Raw genomic sequence first — 16,670 nt, 5'->3', positions numbered from 1 at the left:
TAAGACCAGATAAAAAGATAGGGTACTTCGCCTGGAGAGGGCTAGAGCGCTTCCTTGAGCACAATCTCCAGGCGTTTATTGATTCTCCCCTTGTTCTCGCTGCGTATGATCTGGATACCGCCGATTTCACGCGTGTGATTGACCAGGGTCCCGCCATCGACTTGCACATCAAAGCCGACGACCTCGGCCATGCGGACCTCGTCCAGGTGGGGAGGAAGCTGGTTGATCCTGGCGCGTACCAGGGCCGAGAGCGAGAGGGCCTTCTCCCGGGGCAGCATGTAGGTATGAATTGGGTAGTCAGCCGCGATAAGCGTGTTCACCTGCTGCTCCAACTCGGCGATACGGTCTTTCTCCAGGTATTCCAGGGCGAAATCCATGCGCGCACGGTCGGGATAGATCTGCCCGCCGGTGACCTGAATGCCAAACTCTCTCCAGATCACACTGCAGAGCAGCAGAAAGGCGGTATGGGTGCGCATGGAGCGATAGCGAAAGTTCCAATCAATGGACTCGGTGACCTCGGTCTCTGGTTTGGGTGGAATATAGTCGAGCGTATGCCAGACCGTTCCATTGCGATTACTGATGGAGATCACGTGCGCTTGATTGGCGCCCTGGTTCCAGCTCAGCAGGCCTCGATCCGCCATCTGTCCACCCCCACCGGGATAGAAGATGGTGGCATCCAGCGCAACCTCATCGCCACTCACAGCGACGATCTTAGCCGAGCACTCGTACGTATAGCTATTTGTTTGGTACAGTAGCTTCGTCTTCACCCGTTTGCGCTCCTTCAGTTGCAAAAGCCCAATAAAAAAATCCCCTCGTCCTGCCAGGGACGAGAGGAGCCTCCCGTGGTACCACCCTTATTAGTCAGACGACAGTACGACAGAGACGTGCTGACTCACTCGGTTTTTCGTATTCCCTGGCCGACACTCAGCGTGGCGAGCGGGATTACGTCCTTCACGATAACGGGAAGGGACCGGCCTGGCCTGGAGGGTCCCCTGTGAAGAGAGGGCGCTCTCGTTGGCAGACAGCTCAGGAGTGATCTTCGGCGACCCCCTCTGTGCCTGATTTGCAGCAAGCTCAGGCTCTCTGTGACAGGATCTAGTCGCGTACTGGCTCCGTCAAAGCCTTCGTGTAACTCGCCTCATGCGAGTGTGTGAACAAGATATAGTGATAGTATATCCACTTGAGGGTAGCACATCCCCTTGCATGAGTCATCCTGGTAGGAATACAGCCAGAAAAGCGGCTTATTACCAGTAAATAGGGAGAAAAAGTGACGATGCGGCGTGCTCATTCGTAGAAAGAGTAACGAGCCATCGTACTTTCCTTCGTTGCGGCGACTCGCCCCGGATATACTCGGGGTTTTACTGTTTTTAGTCATTCCATTTTTGAGAGACTAAGACCAGATCTATAGCACAAGGAGAACTAATCTCAAATACTTTGAAGTATTGTAAAGCTATGATACCATAGGGGATGGTAGAAAAACAATAGCAGAAAACTCAGACACAAGGAACCCACTCAACGACGAGACACAGTACAAAGAGGCACGTAGCCAGGTTCGTTGTGTCAATGAAAAGGGAACTTCCATGCACGACCTGGAAACGTTTTTTGGACCAAATGCCGGATATGTCCTTGAATTATATGAACGTTATCAACAGAATCCAGCAGCAATAGATGAGGCCACACGGGCCATTTTTGATTCCTGGTCTTCTACTGAGCAGCCTGTGACGACCGCACCCGTGGAAACACGTGCTCCCGCTCCTCAAGATCAAGGCAGAAATGTGGCTCATATTGTGGCCGCCAATAATCTGGCGCACGCGATCCGTGAGCGCGGGCATCTGGGGGCACACCTTGACCCATTAGGGAATGAGCCGCCAGGAGATCCTGCTTTGATGCTCGAGACCTATGGCTTAAGCGAATATGATCTGGCGCAATTGCCACCAGACATCATTGGCGGTCACTCCGCGGAGGGAGCCGCCAATGCATTAGAGGCGATCAATGCCCTGCGGGCGATGTATTCAGGATCAATTAGTTACGAGTTCGACCAGGTAAAAAGCCCTGACGAGCGTGGCTGGTTGCGCGATGCGGTGGGCCTGCATCTCTACCATCGCGAACCCTCGGGCGCGGATGCGCGCAGGCTGCTCAAACGGATGACACAGGTAGAAGCTTTCGAGCGCTACCTGCACCAGGCATTTACCGCACAGAAACGCTTCTCCATTGAGGGCACCGATATCCTGGTGCCGATGTTGGACGAAATTATCTCCGCCGCAATTGACTCTGAAACTAAGAATGTGATGATTGGGATGGCCCACCGTGGTCGCCTAAACGTGATGGCGCATGTGCTTAACAAGCCATATGCAAGCATCTTTTCCGAGTTTACTCATGCGCGCCACGAAGAAGGTACGCCCCTTACCGATAGCTTTGGGTATGGGTGGACGGGTGACGTGAAGTATCACCTGGGGGCGGAACACGTCCTGGATGAAGGGGCGTCAGTCGAGCTAAAGGTCATTCTGGCTCCCAATCCTAGCCACCTGGAGTTCGTCAATCCGGTGGTAAGCGGTATGGCACGCGCATCACAAGAGATTCGCACCGTTTCTGGCTCACCACTGCTCGATGTCGATCACACGCTGGCCATTCAGATTCATGGTGACGCGGCCTTCCCTGGAGAGGGCGTGGTCTCCGAGACGCTAAATATGTGGCACCTGCGCGGCTACTGGGTTGGTGGCTCGATCCATCTCATTGTGAACAACCAGCTTGGCTTTACCACCGATCCCGATTCCTCGCGCTCAACTCATTTCGCCAGTGACGTGGCCAAGGGCTTTGGCATCCCTATCATTCATGTCAACGCGGATGATCCCTATGCCTGCTTGACTGCTGTACGCATTGCCCACGCCTATCGCGACCGCTTCCATAAGGATGTGCTGGTCGACCTGGTGGGCTACCGGCGTTGGGGACACAATGAGGGCGATGAGCCAGCCTTTACCCAGCCACAGATGTATGAAATTATTCGCAGCCATCCGACCGCGCGCGAGCTGTTTGCGCAACGCCTGGTCGAGCGCCAGATCCTGACGCAGGATGAGGCGCAGCAGATCTGGGATGAGGCCATTCATGAGCTAGAGCAGGCGAAGCGCGAGGCCGATAGCGGGGCGATTAAGGTCGAGCGCGTGGTTGATCAAGGCGATATGGCCCACTATCCCATCGATTTCTCTGTCCCCCCCGTTACCGCGGAGGTGCTGCAACGCTATAACGAGGAGCTCCTAAACTGGCCAAAGAGTTTTCATCCGCATTCTAAGCTGGAGCGCGTGATGCAGCGTCGTGCCAATGCGCTTGGACCAGAAGGTGGCATCGACTGGGGTCATGCCGAGGCGCTGGCCTTCGCGACCATCCTGGCAAGTGGGACGCCGATTCGCCTGACCGGCCAGGATAGCGAGCGTGGCACCTTTAATCATCGCCATGCCGTCCTGCACAGTAGAGAGGGCCACATGACCTTCCTTCCGCTACAGAAATTTCCCGAGGCTCGCTCCTCGTTTACCGTGTATAATAGCCCTCTGAGCGAGACCGCGCCCCTGGGCTTTGAGTATGGGTATAGTGTGCAGGCGCCCGATTCGCTGGTCCTGTGGGAGGCGCAGTATGGCGACTTCGCCAATGTGGCCCAGGTCATTATAGATCAGTTTCTGGCCTCGGGTCGTGCGAAATGGCGCCAGGACTCCTCCGTGGTGATGCTCTTGCCGCATGGCTATGAGGGAAATGGACCAGAGCACTCAAGTGCACGCCTGGAGCGGTACCTGCACCTGGCTGCCGAGGATAACTGGCGTATCGCCAACTGCTCGACGGCGGCGCAGTACTTCCACCTCTTACGCTTGCAGGCCTATCTCCTCCCAAGCTATCCGCGTCCGCTGATCATCATGACGCCGAAGAGTCTCTTGCGTCATCCCCTTGCCTCATCGCGCTTGAGCGACCTGGTTGAGGGGTCGTTCCAATCGGTCATCAATGATCCACGCGCCAGTCAGGATCCCAAAGCTGTGCGCCGGGTTGTCTTCTGTAGTGGCAAGATCGCGATTGACTTGCTTTCACACGAGAGCCGCATGCATAATGAAGACACCGCGATTGTGCGTGTAGAGCTGCTGTATCCCTTCCCCAAGCGCTCATTGAAGCGAGTCCTTGAGGGGTATACCAATGCCAGCGAGTTCATCTGGGTGCAAGAAGAACCGCGCAACATGGGGGCCTGGGAATACATTGCTCCGCGTATACAACAGTTGCTGGGAGACAAGGCCACGCTACGCGTGATCGCGCGCCCCGAGCGCTCAAGCCCGGCTGCCGGTTTCTGGGACATTCATGCTGCAGAACAAGAGCAGATCATTAAAGAAGCCGCGGGCGTATCAGTATCACAAAAAGAGACCGGAGGGAAACATGTCCGATGAGATTCGTGTGCCAATCCTGGGAGAGTCGATTGTCGATGCTACCATCGCAACCTGGCTCAAACGCGAGGGCGATGCCGTCCACCAGGGTGAAACATTGGCCGAGCTAGAGACTGATAAAGTCAATGTCGAAGTCAACGCCGAGCAAGATGGCGTGATTCACAAAATTCTCAAGCGCGAGGGTGAGACCGTCCAGGTGGGGGAAGTGATCGCGTTCCTTGGACAGGAGGCCCAGGTCAGCGGTAAGGGGAGCAGCAATGGTGCCATTGCTACAGCTCCCGCGCCACAAAGCGAAGAGATCAAGCGCACGATCTCGCAGCCTTTAACCGCCGCAGGTGAGTCGCAGCGCCCACCATCACCACTGGCCCGCCGGATCGCCGCCGAGCATAACGTCGATATTTCCCAGGTCAGGGGCAGCAGCCCGCATGGCCGGGTCACCAAAGAAGATGTCATGAGCTACCTGGAGGAGAGCTCCAGCCAGGACGTTCCAGCCACGACAGCGGTAGCCCCACAGACGACACCCGCGGCTCGCCCGCAGGCGGCACAGCCTGTGTTACCTCCGGCACAGCCAGCAGCAGATGCCTCGCGTCGTGAGGAGCGCGTGCGCATGTCGCGCCGGCGCCAGACCATTGCCCAGCGCCTGGTCGAGGCCCAGCATACGGCGGCCATGTTGACCACCTTTAATGAGATCGACATGAGCGCCGTGATGGATGTGCGCAGCCGCCGCAAGGACGCCTTTAAGGAGCGTCATAATGTCTCACTTGGCTTTATGTCCTTCTTTACCAAGGCCGTCGTGGGTGCGCTCAAAGCCTTCCCGCGCCTCAATGCCGAGATTCAGGGCAATGAAATGGTGCTCAAGCACTATTATGATATTGGGATCGCGGTAGGCGCGGAAGAAGGCTTGGTGGTGCCCGTGGTTCGTGACGCGGATCGCAAGTCCTTCGCCGCCATCGAGCGGGAGATCGGGGACCTGGCCAAGCGTGCGCGTACAAATACCCTCTCGCTGGCGGAACTACAAGGCGGCACGTTTACGATTACCAATGGTGGGACTTTCGGCTCCATGCTCTCCACACCTATCCTCAATGGACCACAGGTAGGCATCCTGGGCATGCACAAGATTGAGCAGCGTCCCGTTGCCATCGACGGGCAGGTGGTCATTCGCCCCATGATGTATGTCGCGCTCTCCTATGACCATCGCATCGTCGATGGAAGTGAAGCGGTGCGCTTCCTGGTCAAAGTAAAGGAACTGGTAGAAGACCCAGAAGCACTTCTGTTGGAAGGGTAAGTTTTGTTGGATTTCTCTCGACAGAGTACGTTTCTATCTGTATAATCAAGGAGAAACAGGAACGCTTCGAAACGAGCGAAAGACTGTTTCGACAGAGAAAACACAATGGGCGTTTTCTGTCGAGGGATGCCAGGTTCTTGTGCGCTGATCTTTCTGGCGTAGAGGGAACCCACACCAGGCATCAAGTTTCGGATAACGGAGTTGTCAGGGGTATGCAACCAGAGAATATGTCTCCACGCCAGCCTGCTGGTCGTAACGAAGATGCGGGAGCACTCATTGGAAAGACACTAGGCCAATTCCGCATTGTAGAGCGCATCGGTGCTGGCGGAATGGCGACAGTCTTCAAGGCATATCAGTCCACCCTGGATCGCTATGTGGCCATCAAGGTCTTGCCCGCCTATCACGCGCGTGACCCGATCTTTGTCAAGCGCTTTGTGCAGGAGGCGCGCTCGGTGGCGAAACTGGCGCATCCTAACATCGTGCAGATTCATGACTTTGGCGAGCTTGAGAACATCACTTTCATCGTCATGGAGTACGTAGAAAGCGGTACGCTCAAGGAACGCCTCAAGGGTCCCATACCTGTGGCCGAGGCCGCGGATTTTATGATTCAGGCTGCTGAGGGCCTCGACTGCGCGCATCGCAATGGGATTATTCACCGCGATGTCAAGCCAGCCAATATGCTCCTGCGCAAGGATGGACACCTCCTGCTCTCCGACTTTGGCATCGCCAAGATTCTCGAAGGCACGACCAACTTGACTCGCGTGGGGACAGGCATTGGCACCCCGCAATATATGTCGCCTGAGCAGGGAACGGGCCAGGCCGTTGATCGCCGGAGTGATATCTACTCGCTGGGCATCGTCTTCTTTCACTGCCTGACCGGGAAGGTCCCATTTTCGGCGGAGAACCCGCTCTCAATCACGCTCAAGCATGTGAATGATCCTCTGCCCATCGATCGTTTGCAGGCCGAGAATGTGCCCCCTGGGATCATTCAGGTCATCCAGAAGATGTGTGCCAAGTCGCCCAGTGACCGCTATCAGTCGGCGGATGACTTTATCTCCGCGCTGACCAGCACCATGGCGTCCTCAAACCTGTCGCTCTCTCGTTCCCGGCGGCTCTCTGGTTCTATGTCCTCTCCAGATCAAAGCTTCGTGCAGACGCCGAACTCGGGACAGCTGGCCTCTACGCCTGCCGCGAATATGCCAGCTCAGACGGTGACGTGTTTCCGCTGTAGCGCGCAGAATCCCGCGGCGCGCCTCTTCTGTACGACGTGTGGTGATGACCTGACGAATAAGCGCGCCATCATGGATCGCTATACAGACGCGAGCGGGCGACCTGTGCTGGCACGCCTGACGCTCCAAAGCGGCCCCCTGGCTGGGCGCTCCTACCGTTTCCACCAGGATGTGACCAAGATTGGGCGCACCAATGGCTGCGACCTGGTCATCTCGGGGCGCACGGTCTCACGCCATCACGCACGCCTCTGGTTCGCCGAGGGACGCTGGTTCCTGGCCGATCTCAACAGCGTCAATGGCACCACGGTCAATAATATACGGATTCAACAGCCGGTGGTCTTAAATGATGGAGATGTCATCCATTTTGGGGATGAAGGCGTGGTGTTTAATATAACATATGGGGCGTAGTTTGCCGCCATAAGCAGGAAGGAAGATATGATGACGTCGATCAATCCACTGATTCAAGTCGCGCAACAATTGACGTTGGGTCCCGCTGTGCGCCAGAATCACGCGCTTGAACATGCTACGATTGTCTTGCTGTCTCGTAAGTTTCCTGAAGTGCGTCTCTCTGGCATCTCCTTTGCCGCCGGCTTCTTCGTTTTTGGTGACCTCCCCACCGAGGCCATTCTGCCCGCCGCCCAGGAGGCCCTCCAACTCTTGCGCACCACCCAGCCTGAACTGGCGGTGCATGAGCGCTGTGGTACCAACCTGGCGGTCGCGGGTATGCTGACGGGCCTCTCGGCGATGATGGTTTCCAAGATGCGCCGTCCCTATAGCACGGCTAATAACGCCATTCTAGCCTCGACGGCCGCCCTGGTCCTGGCTCGTCCCCTGGGCCTGGTCATCCAGCGCCATGTGACAACGCAGACGCCCAATGGTTCGATGCGCATTCTGGAAATTAAGCCAACCACTGTGCTGGGGGCGCCCGCTCATTTTGTGAGTACCGATAATCCAGAGGCCGCCAGGTTGTTCTCATAGAGAGGAAGAAAAAATCGTTGCAGCAGGAGAGCCTGAAGACGGAGACACAGCGTCATAATTTTCTGGTCGAGACGGACTGGCTGGCAGAGCATCTGCATGATCCGCATCTGCGCATCATCGATATGCGTGGCTATGTCCGCAACATTGAGCGCGAGGGTCCTGATGGGACAAAGGTTCAGGACGCGCACTATGTCGGCGCGCGCGATGAGTATGAGCAGGAGCATATTCCGGGCGCGGTGTATATTGATTGGAGTAGCGACATCGTTGACCCGGATGACGCGGTAGAGGCTCAGGTGGCCCCGGCAGCACGCTTCGCCGAGGTACTTGGACGCCTGGGTATTGGGGATCAACACCTGGTAGTTGCCTATGACTCGCACCCGGCCTCGCAGTTTGCGACCCGCCTGTGGTGGGCGTTGAACTACTATGGTCACACTCAGGTCGTGGTGCTCAATGGTGGCCTCCCCAAGTGGAAACGCGAGCAGCGCCCACTTACCTCAACGGTCCATACCTATGAGCCAACAAGTTTTACCCCCGTGATGCAGCCGCAGTTGCGCGCGACGGCGCAAGAGTTGCTCGCGATGCTTGGACAGCAGGGAATGACCCTGGTTGACGCACGCGATACGGGTCAGTATAGCGGCCAGGTGAGACGTGGTGAGGGACGGGCTGGACATATTCCAGGAGCGCTCAGCCTACCCCGCGAGGAGCTCATCGATCCGCAGACAGGGACGTTCCGTAGCAACGAGGAGCTACAGCAGATCTTTACCTCGGTTGGCGTCGTGCCTGAACAACACGTGGTTGCTTATTGCAATGGCGGGGTAGCGGCTACCACGGTCCTGTTTAGCCTGGCCATGCTTGGGTATCCCCGCCTGACCAACTACGATGGCTCCTGGAACGAGTGGGGCAGTCGCGCCGATTTGCCCACAGAAATCTAGAGACCACAAACAACAATGGAAGAGCAAGAGAGAACGCAGAACACTGCCGAGGACCTGCTTGACGTGCAAAGCGTCATGCAGGCCTTTGGCATTCATACATGGGAAAATCTCGGCCCGGCCGAGTTCTCCAACGACACAAGCCTGGGCTTGCTGGTCGGAATCGAAGGAAGGCGCTATATACTGCGCGAGCGCCCCGAGAGTCCGATGGGACAGGATGGAGGGCACCACTACGCCTTTCAGCGTTACCTGCGTGAGCAGGGCATTCCCTTGCCCGCACTGCACCAGACGCCAGAGGGAGCGCCCTTTGTTGCCGTGGGCGAGGATCGCTTTGAGCTACAGGAGTGGCCAGAAGGCGAGCTCTTTAGCACGCTCAATCCACGCAGCTTTCAATGGTGCGGGTCCGCGGCTGCCATGCTGGGACGTCTACACCAGGCATCCAGCCGGTATCCGGGAGCGCAGTATCGCTGGCCAGCGGAGGCGCATATTGGCGCGATGGTCCAGAACTGGCTGGGCCTGGCACGTGAGCGTGCGGACACATACGATAACCAGGCCATCGCTATGGCGCTGACCACCTGGGTTGAGCAGTGGGAGAAGATTCTGCCTGCCTCGATGATGGCGATTGGTGCAGGCAAGGATCTGCCCGAGTTCCATATTCACGGGGACTATCACGCGCTCAACTTGCGCTTCGATCCACAGGGGGTCACCTCTGTTATGGGATTGGAGGCCTCGCGCTGGGAGAAGCGCATCTTCGAGGTCGCCTACGCCCTGTTCTACTTCTGCGCTCTCTCCTGGCACCCGGGAGAGACCCTGACACCACCCCTGGTAAAGCGCGGCTTTGATCCGGAGCGCGCCCGCCAGTTCCTCGCTGCCTACTGCGAGGTCTTCCCGCCTGTGAAGGGCGAGGCTGCCCTCTTAGCGGACGCGCTGACGATTGTCGCGCCCATCGTGACGATCAATGGGCCACTGGAGGATCTCTTCTTCGTGCAGGAGGAGTTCAGCGATACGCGGGTTGAAGGCCTGATGGAGCGCCTGGAGTGGGCCAATTCCCTACCCGCCTGGCTCAACCGCATCCGCCCGGCACTCCAGGAAATGTGGGCATAAAAGGTTCAAAGATGGGGACGAAACGTCATGCGCCGCGTCAGCGGCGCATGACGTTTCGTCCCCATCTTTGAACGCTGTATCGAAAAATATAGGCTGTCTAGTGGTGGGTATTGCTTATGACAAAGACGGTAATGAGGGCGAGCAGGATGAGCGCGCCAAGCAAGACAGGCAAGAGAATACGCAGGTTCAGTTGTGGCTCGTTGGAGCCTGTTGCGGCAGGTGGTGGCCCCTGGACAGGGGGAGTGGCTAGACGCTGTGGCGCCTGAGGGTGTGGTTGTGGGCGCGTCTGCGGCGCCATACTCTGCTGTTGCTGTGGTGGCGCATAGACTCCTTGCTGTGCGGGCCTGGGCGTCTCTGTGCTGGCAGGCGCGGGTGGGGGTGTCTGCGCAACCGGTGGCAGGGATGGATTCGAGACGGTCTGCTTGAGCATCGTATTATTGGGCGCAAAGGAACCCTGTCCTCCTGCCTGCTGTCTCGCCTGGGCGGTACTCACAGCGTTGACGCTGGCCCTACTGGTCTGGGCTGGGGCTGGGATAACCGATGCGCCACAGTTGGGGCAGGTTGCCGCGCCTGTAGGTAGCAAGCTGCCACAGTGCGTGCAAGAGCGAGACTGTGTCTGTGGCTGTGGCGTGGATGCTAGTCCTGCCTGATCCGGGGCGGCTGGAATACGGCCATCAGCCACCATCTGATCATAAACGTCATCCAGGTCAGGCTGGGTGGTATGTGGATTCGGAGTTGCCGGCTTCACGGGCATGGGAGGTGGCGTTGGCAGGTGGGACATCACCATTTGCAGGTCATGCGCGAACTCCGCAACCGACTGATAGCGATCCTTGGGGCGCATCGCCATGGCGCGTTGAATCACCCGATTCAACTGCTGGAGCAGTTGCGGAGGCAGGGCGCCAAGTTGCGCCACATGCCGCGAGTGGCGGGGCGCGGGCTTGCCCGGTTGAGAGACGCCCAGGCGAAACTGGCGAGCGGCCTGCGCTTCAGCGCTCTCTTCAGGTGGATTATTGGCCAGGACCTCTTGCAGCGAAGGGAGATCGGGACGCCCCTGCTGGATCGACTGGTTGCGGATAGAGACGCTGGGTGGCTCATGCGTCGTCAGCGCGAAGAAGAGCGTGCCCCCGAGGGCATAGATATCAGAGCGGACATCAGTGCCTGTACCACCTGGATATTGTTCTGGTGGCGCATAGCCGGGCGTGCCCTGGTGGCGAATAAAGAAGAGCGTCCGCGCCCCGTCAGCGGAGGCCTTGGCGTTGCCCAGGTCGACCAGGATCGCCGTCCCATCGGGCATAATGCGAATATTATCAGGCTTGATATCGCGATGGATGACCGGTGGGCGCTGGTTATGGAGAAAATGCACCGCGTCACAGATGGCAAGCAGCCAACCAGTAACGCGTGCGATAGGGATCACCTCGCCGCGCTGGCGCGTCAGGCGGACCAGGTCGGTTAAATCGCTTCCTTCAATGTAGTTGAGGACGATATAGTAGCGTCCGCGTTCCATAAAGGCGTCAAGGAAGGCAGGCAGATTGGGATGATGCAGCTGGCTGAGCACGGCGGCTTCGTGGCGCAACTGTTCCTGGCCACTCGCGCCAGTAACCAGGTATTCTTTGACCGCACAGAGATTGGTGTTGGTAATATTGGTTCCCAGGTAGACATGTCCGAAACCACCACTCCCCAGAACGCGCTCAATACGGTACCGTCCGTGGAGTATGGAACCTGATGGAACTGTTTCTATCATAACAAATAGTCTCCCCCGATGTCTGCCGAACAGTACCTGCCTTGTAATCACTTAGAGGTAGGCGTGTTTCCCAAAAGTTTGCCTGCTCCGCTTACCATATTGTCTGGCCAAGGTGCAATCGCATTATACACCAGTTCCAGACTGATGTACACGCTGAAGAGAGCTTCTGGGATGTTTGCGTTATTGTCGGCAGCACGGTAATTTTTAGACTGTTGGGCCGTTGGGCCATTGGGAAGTTCGGAAGCGTGCGCCCAAAATGTGCTTTACTAAGAAAGACGCTCTGGATCTACAAAATATGCCTATATATTTTGCGTTGTTTCTATGTCGTAAGCCTCTCTCAAATAGATGGGACTCCCCTGAAAGGGTATCACGTTGAGGCCCTCTCCTTAGTGACACGTAGACGCTTACCTGGGAAGAGATGCATTGGGTATTCTGATTCACAACAACGGACAGGAAAAGCAAACGCAGGAAAGGTCAAGCAACTTATGACGCAGCGTAGTGGCCTGGTTTTTGATACACGCTTTCTCGCGCATGATACAGGCACAGAATCAGTTGTGCACCTACGCGAAGGATCGTTCGAGCTCTCACCCGAACCACATCCTTCGTCAGCGTTTATTACGCGACGAATCAAGGAATTTCTGGATGGCTCGGGTCTGAGCGCGCAGATGCATCCCATCACGGTGCGTCCCGCCACGCGGGAAGAACTGACAGCCTTTCATACGCCAGAGTATATTGAAGGGATACGTGCCTTCTCTCAGGGGGGCCCTGATCACGGTCCCTGGGGCGAGGTGGATGAAGAGACTATGCTCAGCCCCGGCTCCTTTGAGGCTGCGCTCTACGCGGCGGGTGGAGCGCTCAATGCCGTGCAGGCCGTCATGGATGGCACGGTTCGCAACTGCTATGGCCTGCTGCGTCCCCCTTGCCATCATGCCACAAGCAACAAGGCCCTGGGCTTCTGTGTCTTTAATAACACGGCGCTGGCAGCTTACTATGCACGTAATGTCTTTGGACTCAAGCGCATCCTGATCGTTGACTGGGATGCTCACCATGGCAATGGCACTCAAGAGGCATTTTATGATGATCCAGGCGTGCTCTTCCTCTCCATGCACCAGCAAAACTGGTTCCCGAAAGACTCTGGGACCCTGGAGCAGGTTGGGCGCGGCGCGGGCGTGGGCTATACCGTCAACATTCCTCTGCCACCCGGGACTGGTGACCGAGGCTACCGCGAGCTGTTTGAGCAACTCGTCGTGCCGATTGGACGCCAGTTTCAGCCGGAATTGATTCTTGTCACCGCCGGGCAAGATGCAAGCTGGCTTGATCCCCTGACCACGCTGATGATGAGCATGGACGGGTTTCGTGCGATCTCACAGTCGCTGGTCGACTTGGCTGAAGAGGTCTGCGGCGGGCGCCTGGTCATGCTCCAGGCGGGTGGCTATAGCTCGGCCTATGTCCCCTACTGTACCGCCGCCGCCCTTGAGCCCTTGCTCGGCGTCGACCTGGGGATCGTTGACCTCTACGCTGGCGCCCCCGAGCTTGAGGAGTGCCAGCACAGCTTCTCACAGGAGACGCGAGAAGCGCTCAACGCCGCGCTTGCCTGGCATCGCCAGTGGTGGCACATCTAGCAGAAAAAGAAAGCTCACTCTCTATGATCAAACGCACCCGGCGGGGAGGTTTATCCAGGCAGGCCATGGGGTATGCCATGGCTGCGAGTGCCTCGCTGCTCTTTGGCTTTAACGGGAATCTCTCGCGCCTGCTCTTTGATGGCGGCATTACCCCGGTGACTCTAGTCGAATTTCGTATGCTTATTGGCGGGCTCTGCCTGCTGGCCCTGATGCTGGTCGGATGGCGGCAGGGCCTGAAGTGGTATACCCGCCAGTGGGGCTGGATCATCGCCTTTGGCCTGACCCTGGCCCTGGTTACCTATACCTATTTTATGGCTATCAGCCTGCTTCCCATTGCCGTGGCCCTGATTATTCAGTTTAGTGCCGCCGCCTGGATGGCTCTGGGAGAGGCACTCTGGCGGCGCAAACTGCCTACCAGACCGGTGCTGCTGGCCCTGCTGTGTACGCTGGGTGGCCTGTTGCTCCTCACCGGGGCCTGGCACCTCAACTTGAATGGACTGAACCCCCTGGGCCTCCTCTTCGCGGTTCTGGCGCTGCTCTCCTTTATCGCCTATCTCCTGCTGGGCAAGCGCGTAGGACGCGATGTGCCCTCGCTGCCCGCGACGTCCTATGGAGCGCTCGTCGCCGCCGTCTTCTGGCTCTGTATCCAGCCACCCTGGACGATTCCCGCCGCCACCTGGAGCTGGCAGAACCTCCTGCTGATGGCGGTGGTTGGCATCGCGGGAATGGCCATTCCCTTCGCACTGGAATTGGGAGCCTTACGGCACGTGGAGGCGACACGGATTGGCATTGTGACCACGCTGGAGCTGGTTGCAGGCTCTATCATCGCCTATTTCTGGCTTGGACAATTGCTGGACCTGCCGCAGATCATTGGCTGCGTGCTCGTCCTGGTGGGCTTAGTTGTGCTGCAATATGACGCGGCGCCCGAGGTCGTAGCACCTGTCACGAATTAGCGCCTGCCTCTGCCCCTGTATGTCGATGTATCCTCCAGGCTTGAAACACGTCTTCAGGCCTGGAGGGTGGCTATTACCTGGACAGGGCCAGGCGTAGTCCCAGCGCGACAAAAAGTCCGCCGGTCACCAGGTCTAGCCAGCGCTTCAGGCGTTGGTAGCCGCGCGCAACTGGTCCGAAGGAGAAGAGGCAGGCCACGGCGCTAAACCAGGCCGCCGCCATACCCAGCATTAGCAGGACGCAGACGCACTGGAACCAGAGCGGAGGGTGCGTGGGCAGTAGGACGGCAAAGATGCTGCCAAAGAAGGCCAGCGCTTTGGGATTGCCCACGTTTGTCAGAAAGCCAATGCGCCAGGAGGAGCCGCGCCTGGTTGGTTGTGGCTCGTTGCCCAGCATTTCCCCCGAGGGTTGAGGACGATAGGCGCTCCAGAGGGTGCGCACGCCCAGGTAGAGCAGATAGAGCGCGCCCAGCAGACGAAAGAGATCGACCAGCCAGCTTACCTGGGCGAAGAGCACGTTTAGACCAGCCATGCTCGCGATGATCCAGAGCGCGATGCCACTGGTCACGCCCAGGCCAACCAGGATACCCTCGCGCCGTGAGCGCGATACCGCCGAGTGCACAGTCGCGACAAAGTCGGGTCCCGGACTGATGACAGCAATCGCCCATACTCCCATGAGTAGCGCCAGTTGTGGTACATAAAACATATATCTGCCTTTCGCAAAAAATACGCCAATATTACATAGATTATAATCGATGAAATGGATGGCCGTGCTGCGCCAGGCCTAGCGAAAAAGTACTTTTTTGTTTCCATTTAACGTATATATAACAGAGCGGATTTATGCTAGGTATGGTAGATGGAAAACAGAAATACTCAAATGCTGTCTACGCCATACTTATGCATGTGTTTGTTGGTCTGTTCTGACGCGTACAGGAGGTGATAAGCCGATTCTTGCAGAGAAATCAGGATATAGTAGCATCGTTTTTCTACGTGTTTCATGCTATACTGTATAGGCCACCTCATAACTGAAGAGTTAACGTATACAGGATAGCCAAAGATTGAGAACGTCTTATGAGTAACAATGAGTTTTCCTCACAGCACGCAGATGAGGGTAATAGCCATCACGCGCATAATAGCTCAAATGGCGATGGCGAACAAATTATACAGAGACAGAACCACAATCATCCACAGGAGACACCCACACGCGAGTATCCCCGCAATACAATGCAACAACGAAGAGCAAATGATAATTACCGCTCGCTACGTAGGAAGAAGGGACGCCCTGAAACTGAGGATGAGCGGCTCCTCAGGCGCCCCACGCAGCCACTGGTCAAACCCACTGAACCAGTTCCCAGTGAACATGTGCGTCAGGAGGAGCATGCCACTGAGCGCGCACTCAATTTTGATTTCACCATTACCGATCCCTGGCGCGTCATGCGTATTACAAGCGAGTTTATCAATGGCTTCGATGCCCTGGCGCATATCCCGCCTTCAGTAGCCATCTTCGGCTCCGCGCGCACCAGGCCCGATGATCCCGTCTATAAGGCTGCCTCTGAAACGGCACGCTTGCTTGCACGGGCTGGTTTTGGCATTATTACAGGTGGTGGCCCAGGAGTGATGGAGGCCGCCAATAAAGGGGCACAGGAGGGCGAGAACACCTCCATTGGCTGTAATATCGAGCTACCCTTTGAGCAATCATCTAATCAATACCTGGATATTGACCTGGACTTTCGCTACTTTTTTGTACGCAAGACGATGTTTATCAAGTACTCTAATGCCTTTATCATCTTTCCAGGTGGCTTTGGGACGATGGACGAGCTCTTTGAGGCATTGACCCTCATTCAGACGAAGAAGGTCAGCAACTTCCCCGTGATCCTCTATGGCTCTCGCTACTGGGGTGGACTTATACACTGGATTCGCGAGACGATGCTTCCCGATGGCAAAGTCTCACCTGAAGATCTTGACCTGTTACGTCTCTCGGACAACCCCGAGGAGATCGCTCACCTGGTCCGTGAAGCATACGAGCGCAACCAGGAGCTTGAGAAAGAAGATCCCAACCGGGAGAAATCTATCCGCTAAAAATATCCAGGAGACAAGCACGAGGGGCGAAGGCACTGCCTTCGCCCCTCGCGCTTGTCTCCTGGAGGCATTGCTGGCAAAAACGTTTGTAGAGGCTGCCGCACCTCCTTCTTGGAGCTCATGGACTGCGTTCGATTTCATCTGACGTGTGTAGCGTCCCTGCTCTCATCTTGCAGCCAGGCGAAGCGCGTGTCCAGCGGTACCTCTACTATGGCAAGTGTACCAGGCAGTACTTCCCTACCACTTTCTTACGCTTATCTGGCCTGGCAAAGGGAGGGAGAACCAGCTTCTCTCGTCATAATAAAGTTACTTGCTCGCCTGATTACATAAGACATAGAAGA

At 56.9% G+C, this 16,670-nt stretch carries 12 protein-coding genes and 1 other annotated feature; of the genes, 9 read left to right on the top strand and 3 right to left on the bottom strand.

The genetic code is table 11. The features are described from left to right. Window positions 1-41: 41 nt before the first annotated feature. On the bottom strand, window positions 42-767 hold the full coding sequence (locus tag KRAC_RS57725; RefSeq protein ID WP_007922933.1) for an alanyl-tRNA editing protein: 726 nt from the start codon (window positions 765-767) through the stop codon (window positions 42-44). Window positions 768-819: 52 nt separating this feature from the next. Then, window positions 820-1,128: a binding site (T-box leader), on the bottom strand. A gap of 452 nt (window positions 1,129-1,580) precedes the next feature. On the opposite strand from KRAC_RS57725, the gene KRAC_RS57720 reads away from it, so the two are divergent. The 6 genes from KRAC_RS57720 (at window position 1,581) to KRAC_RS57695 (ending at window position 9,937) form a co-directional block, all read left to right on the top strand. Further along, window positions 1,581-4,415: a 2-oxoglutarate dehydrogenase E1 component gene (locus KRAC_RS57720; RefSeq protein ID WP_007922931.1), complete on the top strand. Its 2,835-nt coding sequence runs from the start codon at window positions 1,581-1,583 to the stop codon at window positions 4,413-4,415. Next, window positions 4,405-5,697, top strand: a complete 1,293-nt coding sequence (gene odhB, locus KRAC_RS57715; protein ID WP_007922929.1) for a 2-oxoglutarate dehydrogenase complex dihydrolipoyllysine-residue succinyltransferase — start codon at window positions 4,405-4,407, stop codon at window positions 5,695-5,697. Before KRAC_RS57720 ends, odhB begins: the two co-directional genes overlap by 11 nt. 212 nt (window positions 5,698-5,909) lie before the next feature. Beyond that, complete coding sequence (locus KRAC_RS64720; RefSeq protein WP_007922927.1) at window positions 5,910-7,334, top strand: FHA domain-containing serine/threonine-protein kinase; 1,425 nt, start codon at window positions 5,910-5,912, stop codon at window positions 7,332-7,334. A 27-nt stretch (window positions 7,335-7,361) separates the two neighbouring features. Next, window positions 7,362-7,904, top strand: coding sequence for a DUF6391 domain-containing protein (locus KRAC_RS57705; RefSeq protein WP_007922925.1), 543 nt, complete (start codon window positions 7,362-7,364; stop codon window positions 7,902-7,904). Window positions 7,905-7,921: 17 nt separating this feature from the next. Next, window positions 7,922-8,836 carry a sulfurtransferase gene (locus KRAC_RS57700; protein ID WP_007922917.1) on the top strand — a complete coding sequence of 305 codons (915 nt, stop codon included), beginning with the start codon at window positions 7,922-7,924 and terminating at the stop codon, window positions 8,834-8,836. Window positions 8,837-8,851: 15 nt separating this feature from the next. Beyond that, window positions 8,852-9,937, top strand: coding sequence for a phosphotransferase enzyme family protein (locus KRAC_RS57695; protein WP_007922916.1), 1,086 nt, complete (start codon window positions 8,852-8,854; stop codon window positions 9,935-9,937). A 97-nt stretch (window positions 9,938-10,034) separates the two neighbouring features. Here KRAC_RS57695 and KRAC_RS64715 read toward each other — a convergent pair whose 3' ends face one another. Continuing rightward, complete coding sequence (locus KRAC_RS64715; protein ID WP_007922915.1) at window positions 10,035-11,678, bottom strand: serine/threonine protein kinase; 1,644 nt, start codon at window positions 11,676-11,678, stop codon at window positions 10,035-10,037. 485 nt (window positions 11,679-12,163) lie between these two features. On the opposite strand from KRAC_RS64715, the gene KRAC_RS57685 reads away from it, so the two are divergent. Continuing rightward, on the top strand, window positions 12,164-13,300 hold the full coding sequence (locus KRAC_RS57685; protein WP_007922914.1) for a class II histone deacetylase: 1,137 nt from the start codon (window positions 12,164-12,166) through the stop codon (window positions 13,298-13,300). A gap of 23 nt (window positions 13,301-13,323) precedes the next feature. Further along, a complete protein-coding gene (locus tag KRAC_RS57680) occupies window positions 13,324-14,253 on the top strand; it encodes an EamA family transporter (protein ID WP_040448579.1) in 930 nt (309 codons plus the stop codon). Window positions 14,254-14,326: 73 nt separating this feature from the next. Here the strand turns inward: KRAC_RS57680 and KRAC_RS57675 are convergent, their stop codons facing one another. Then, window positions 14,327-14,956, bottom strand: coding sequence for a LysE family translocator (locus tag KRAC_RS57675; RefSeq protein WP_007922912.1), 630 nt, complete (start codon window positions 14,954-14,956; stop codon window positions 14,327-14,329). 365 nt (window positions 14,957-15,321) lie between these two features. Between KRAC_RS57675 and KRAC_RS57670 the strand changes: the two genes are divergently transcribed. Then, window positions 15,322-16,329: an LOG family protein gene (locus KRAC_RS57670; protein WP_007922910.1), complete on the top strand. Its 1,008-nt coding sequence runs from the start codon at window positions 15,322-15,324 to the stop codon at window positions 16,327-16,329. Window positions 16,330-16,670 lie beyond the last annotated feature (341 nt).

The sequence above is a fragment of the Ktedonobacter racemifer DSM 44963 genome, from assembly GCF_000178855.1.
GTDB lineage: Bacteria > Chloroflexota > Ktedonobacteria > Ktedonobacterales > Ktedonobacteraceae > Ktedonobacter > Ktedonobacter racemifer.
Note: the sequence above shows the minus strand (reverse complement) of the source record. Positions and strands in the feature narration are given on the sequence as shown.

Bases quoted from the DNA above. Each gene is read 5' to 3' on its own strand.
- KRAC_RS57720 (WP_007922931.1), top strand. From the start codon at position 1,581: ATGCACGACCTGGAAACGTTTTTTGGACCAAATGCCGGATATGTCCTT.
- odhB (WP_007922929.1), top strand. From the start codon at position 4,405: ATGTCCGATGAGATTCGTGTGCCAATCCTGGGAGAGTCGATTGTCGAT.
- KRAC_RS64720 (WP_007922927.1), top strand. From the start codon at position 5,910: ATGCAACCAGAGAATATGTCTCCACGCCAGCCTGCTGGTCGTAACGAA.
- KRAC_RS57705 (WP_007922925.1), top strand. From the start codon at position 7,362: ATGATGACGTCGATCAATCCACTGATTCAAGTCGCGCAACAATTGACG.
- KRAC_RS57695 (WP_007922916.1), top strand. From the start codon at position 8,852: ATGGAAGAGCAAGAGAGAACGCAGAACACTGCCGAGGACCTGCTTGAC.
- KRAC_RS64715 (WP_007922915.1), bottom strand. From the start codon at position 11,678: ATGATAGAAACAGTTCCATCAGGTTCCATACTCCACGGACGGTACCGT.
- KRAC_RS57685 (WP_007922914.1), top strand. From the start codon at position 12,164: ATGACGCAGCGTAGTGGCCTGGTTTTTGATACACGCTTTCTCGCGCAT.
- KRAC_RS57680 (WP_040448579.1), top strand. From the start codon at position 13,324: ATGATCAAACGCACCCGGCGGGGAGGTTTATCCAGGCAGGCCATGGGG.
- KRAC_RS57675 (WP_007922912.1), bottom strand. From the start codon at position 14,956: ATGTTTTATGTACCACAACTGGCGCTACTCATGGGAGTATGGGCGATT.
- KRAC_RS57670 (WP_007922910.1), top strand. From the start codon at position 15,322: ATGAGTAACAATGAGTTTTCCTCACAGCACGCAGATGAGGGTAATAGC.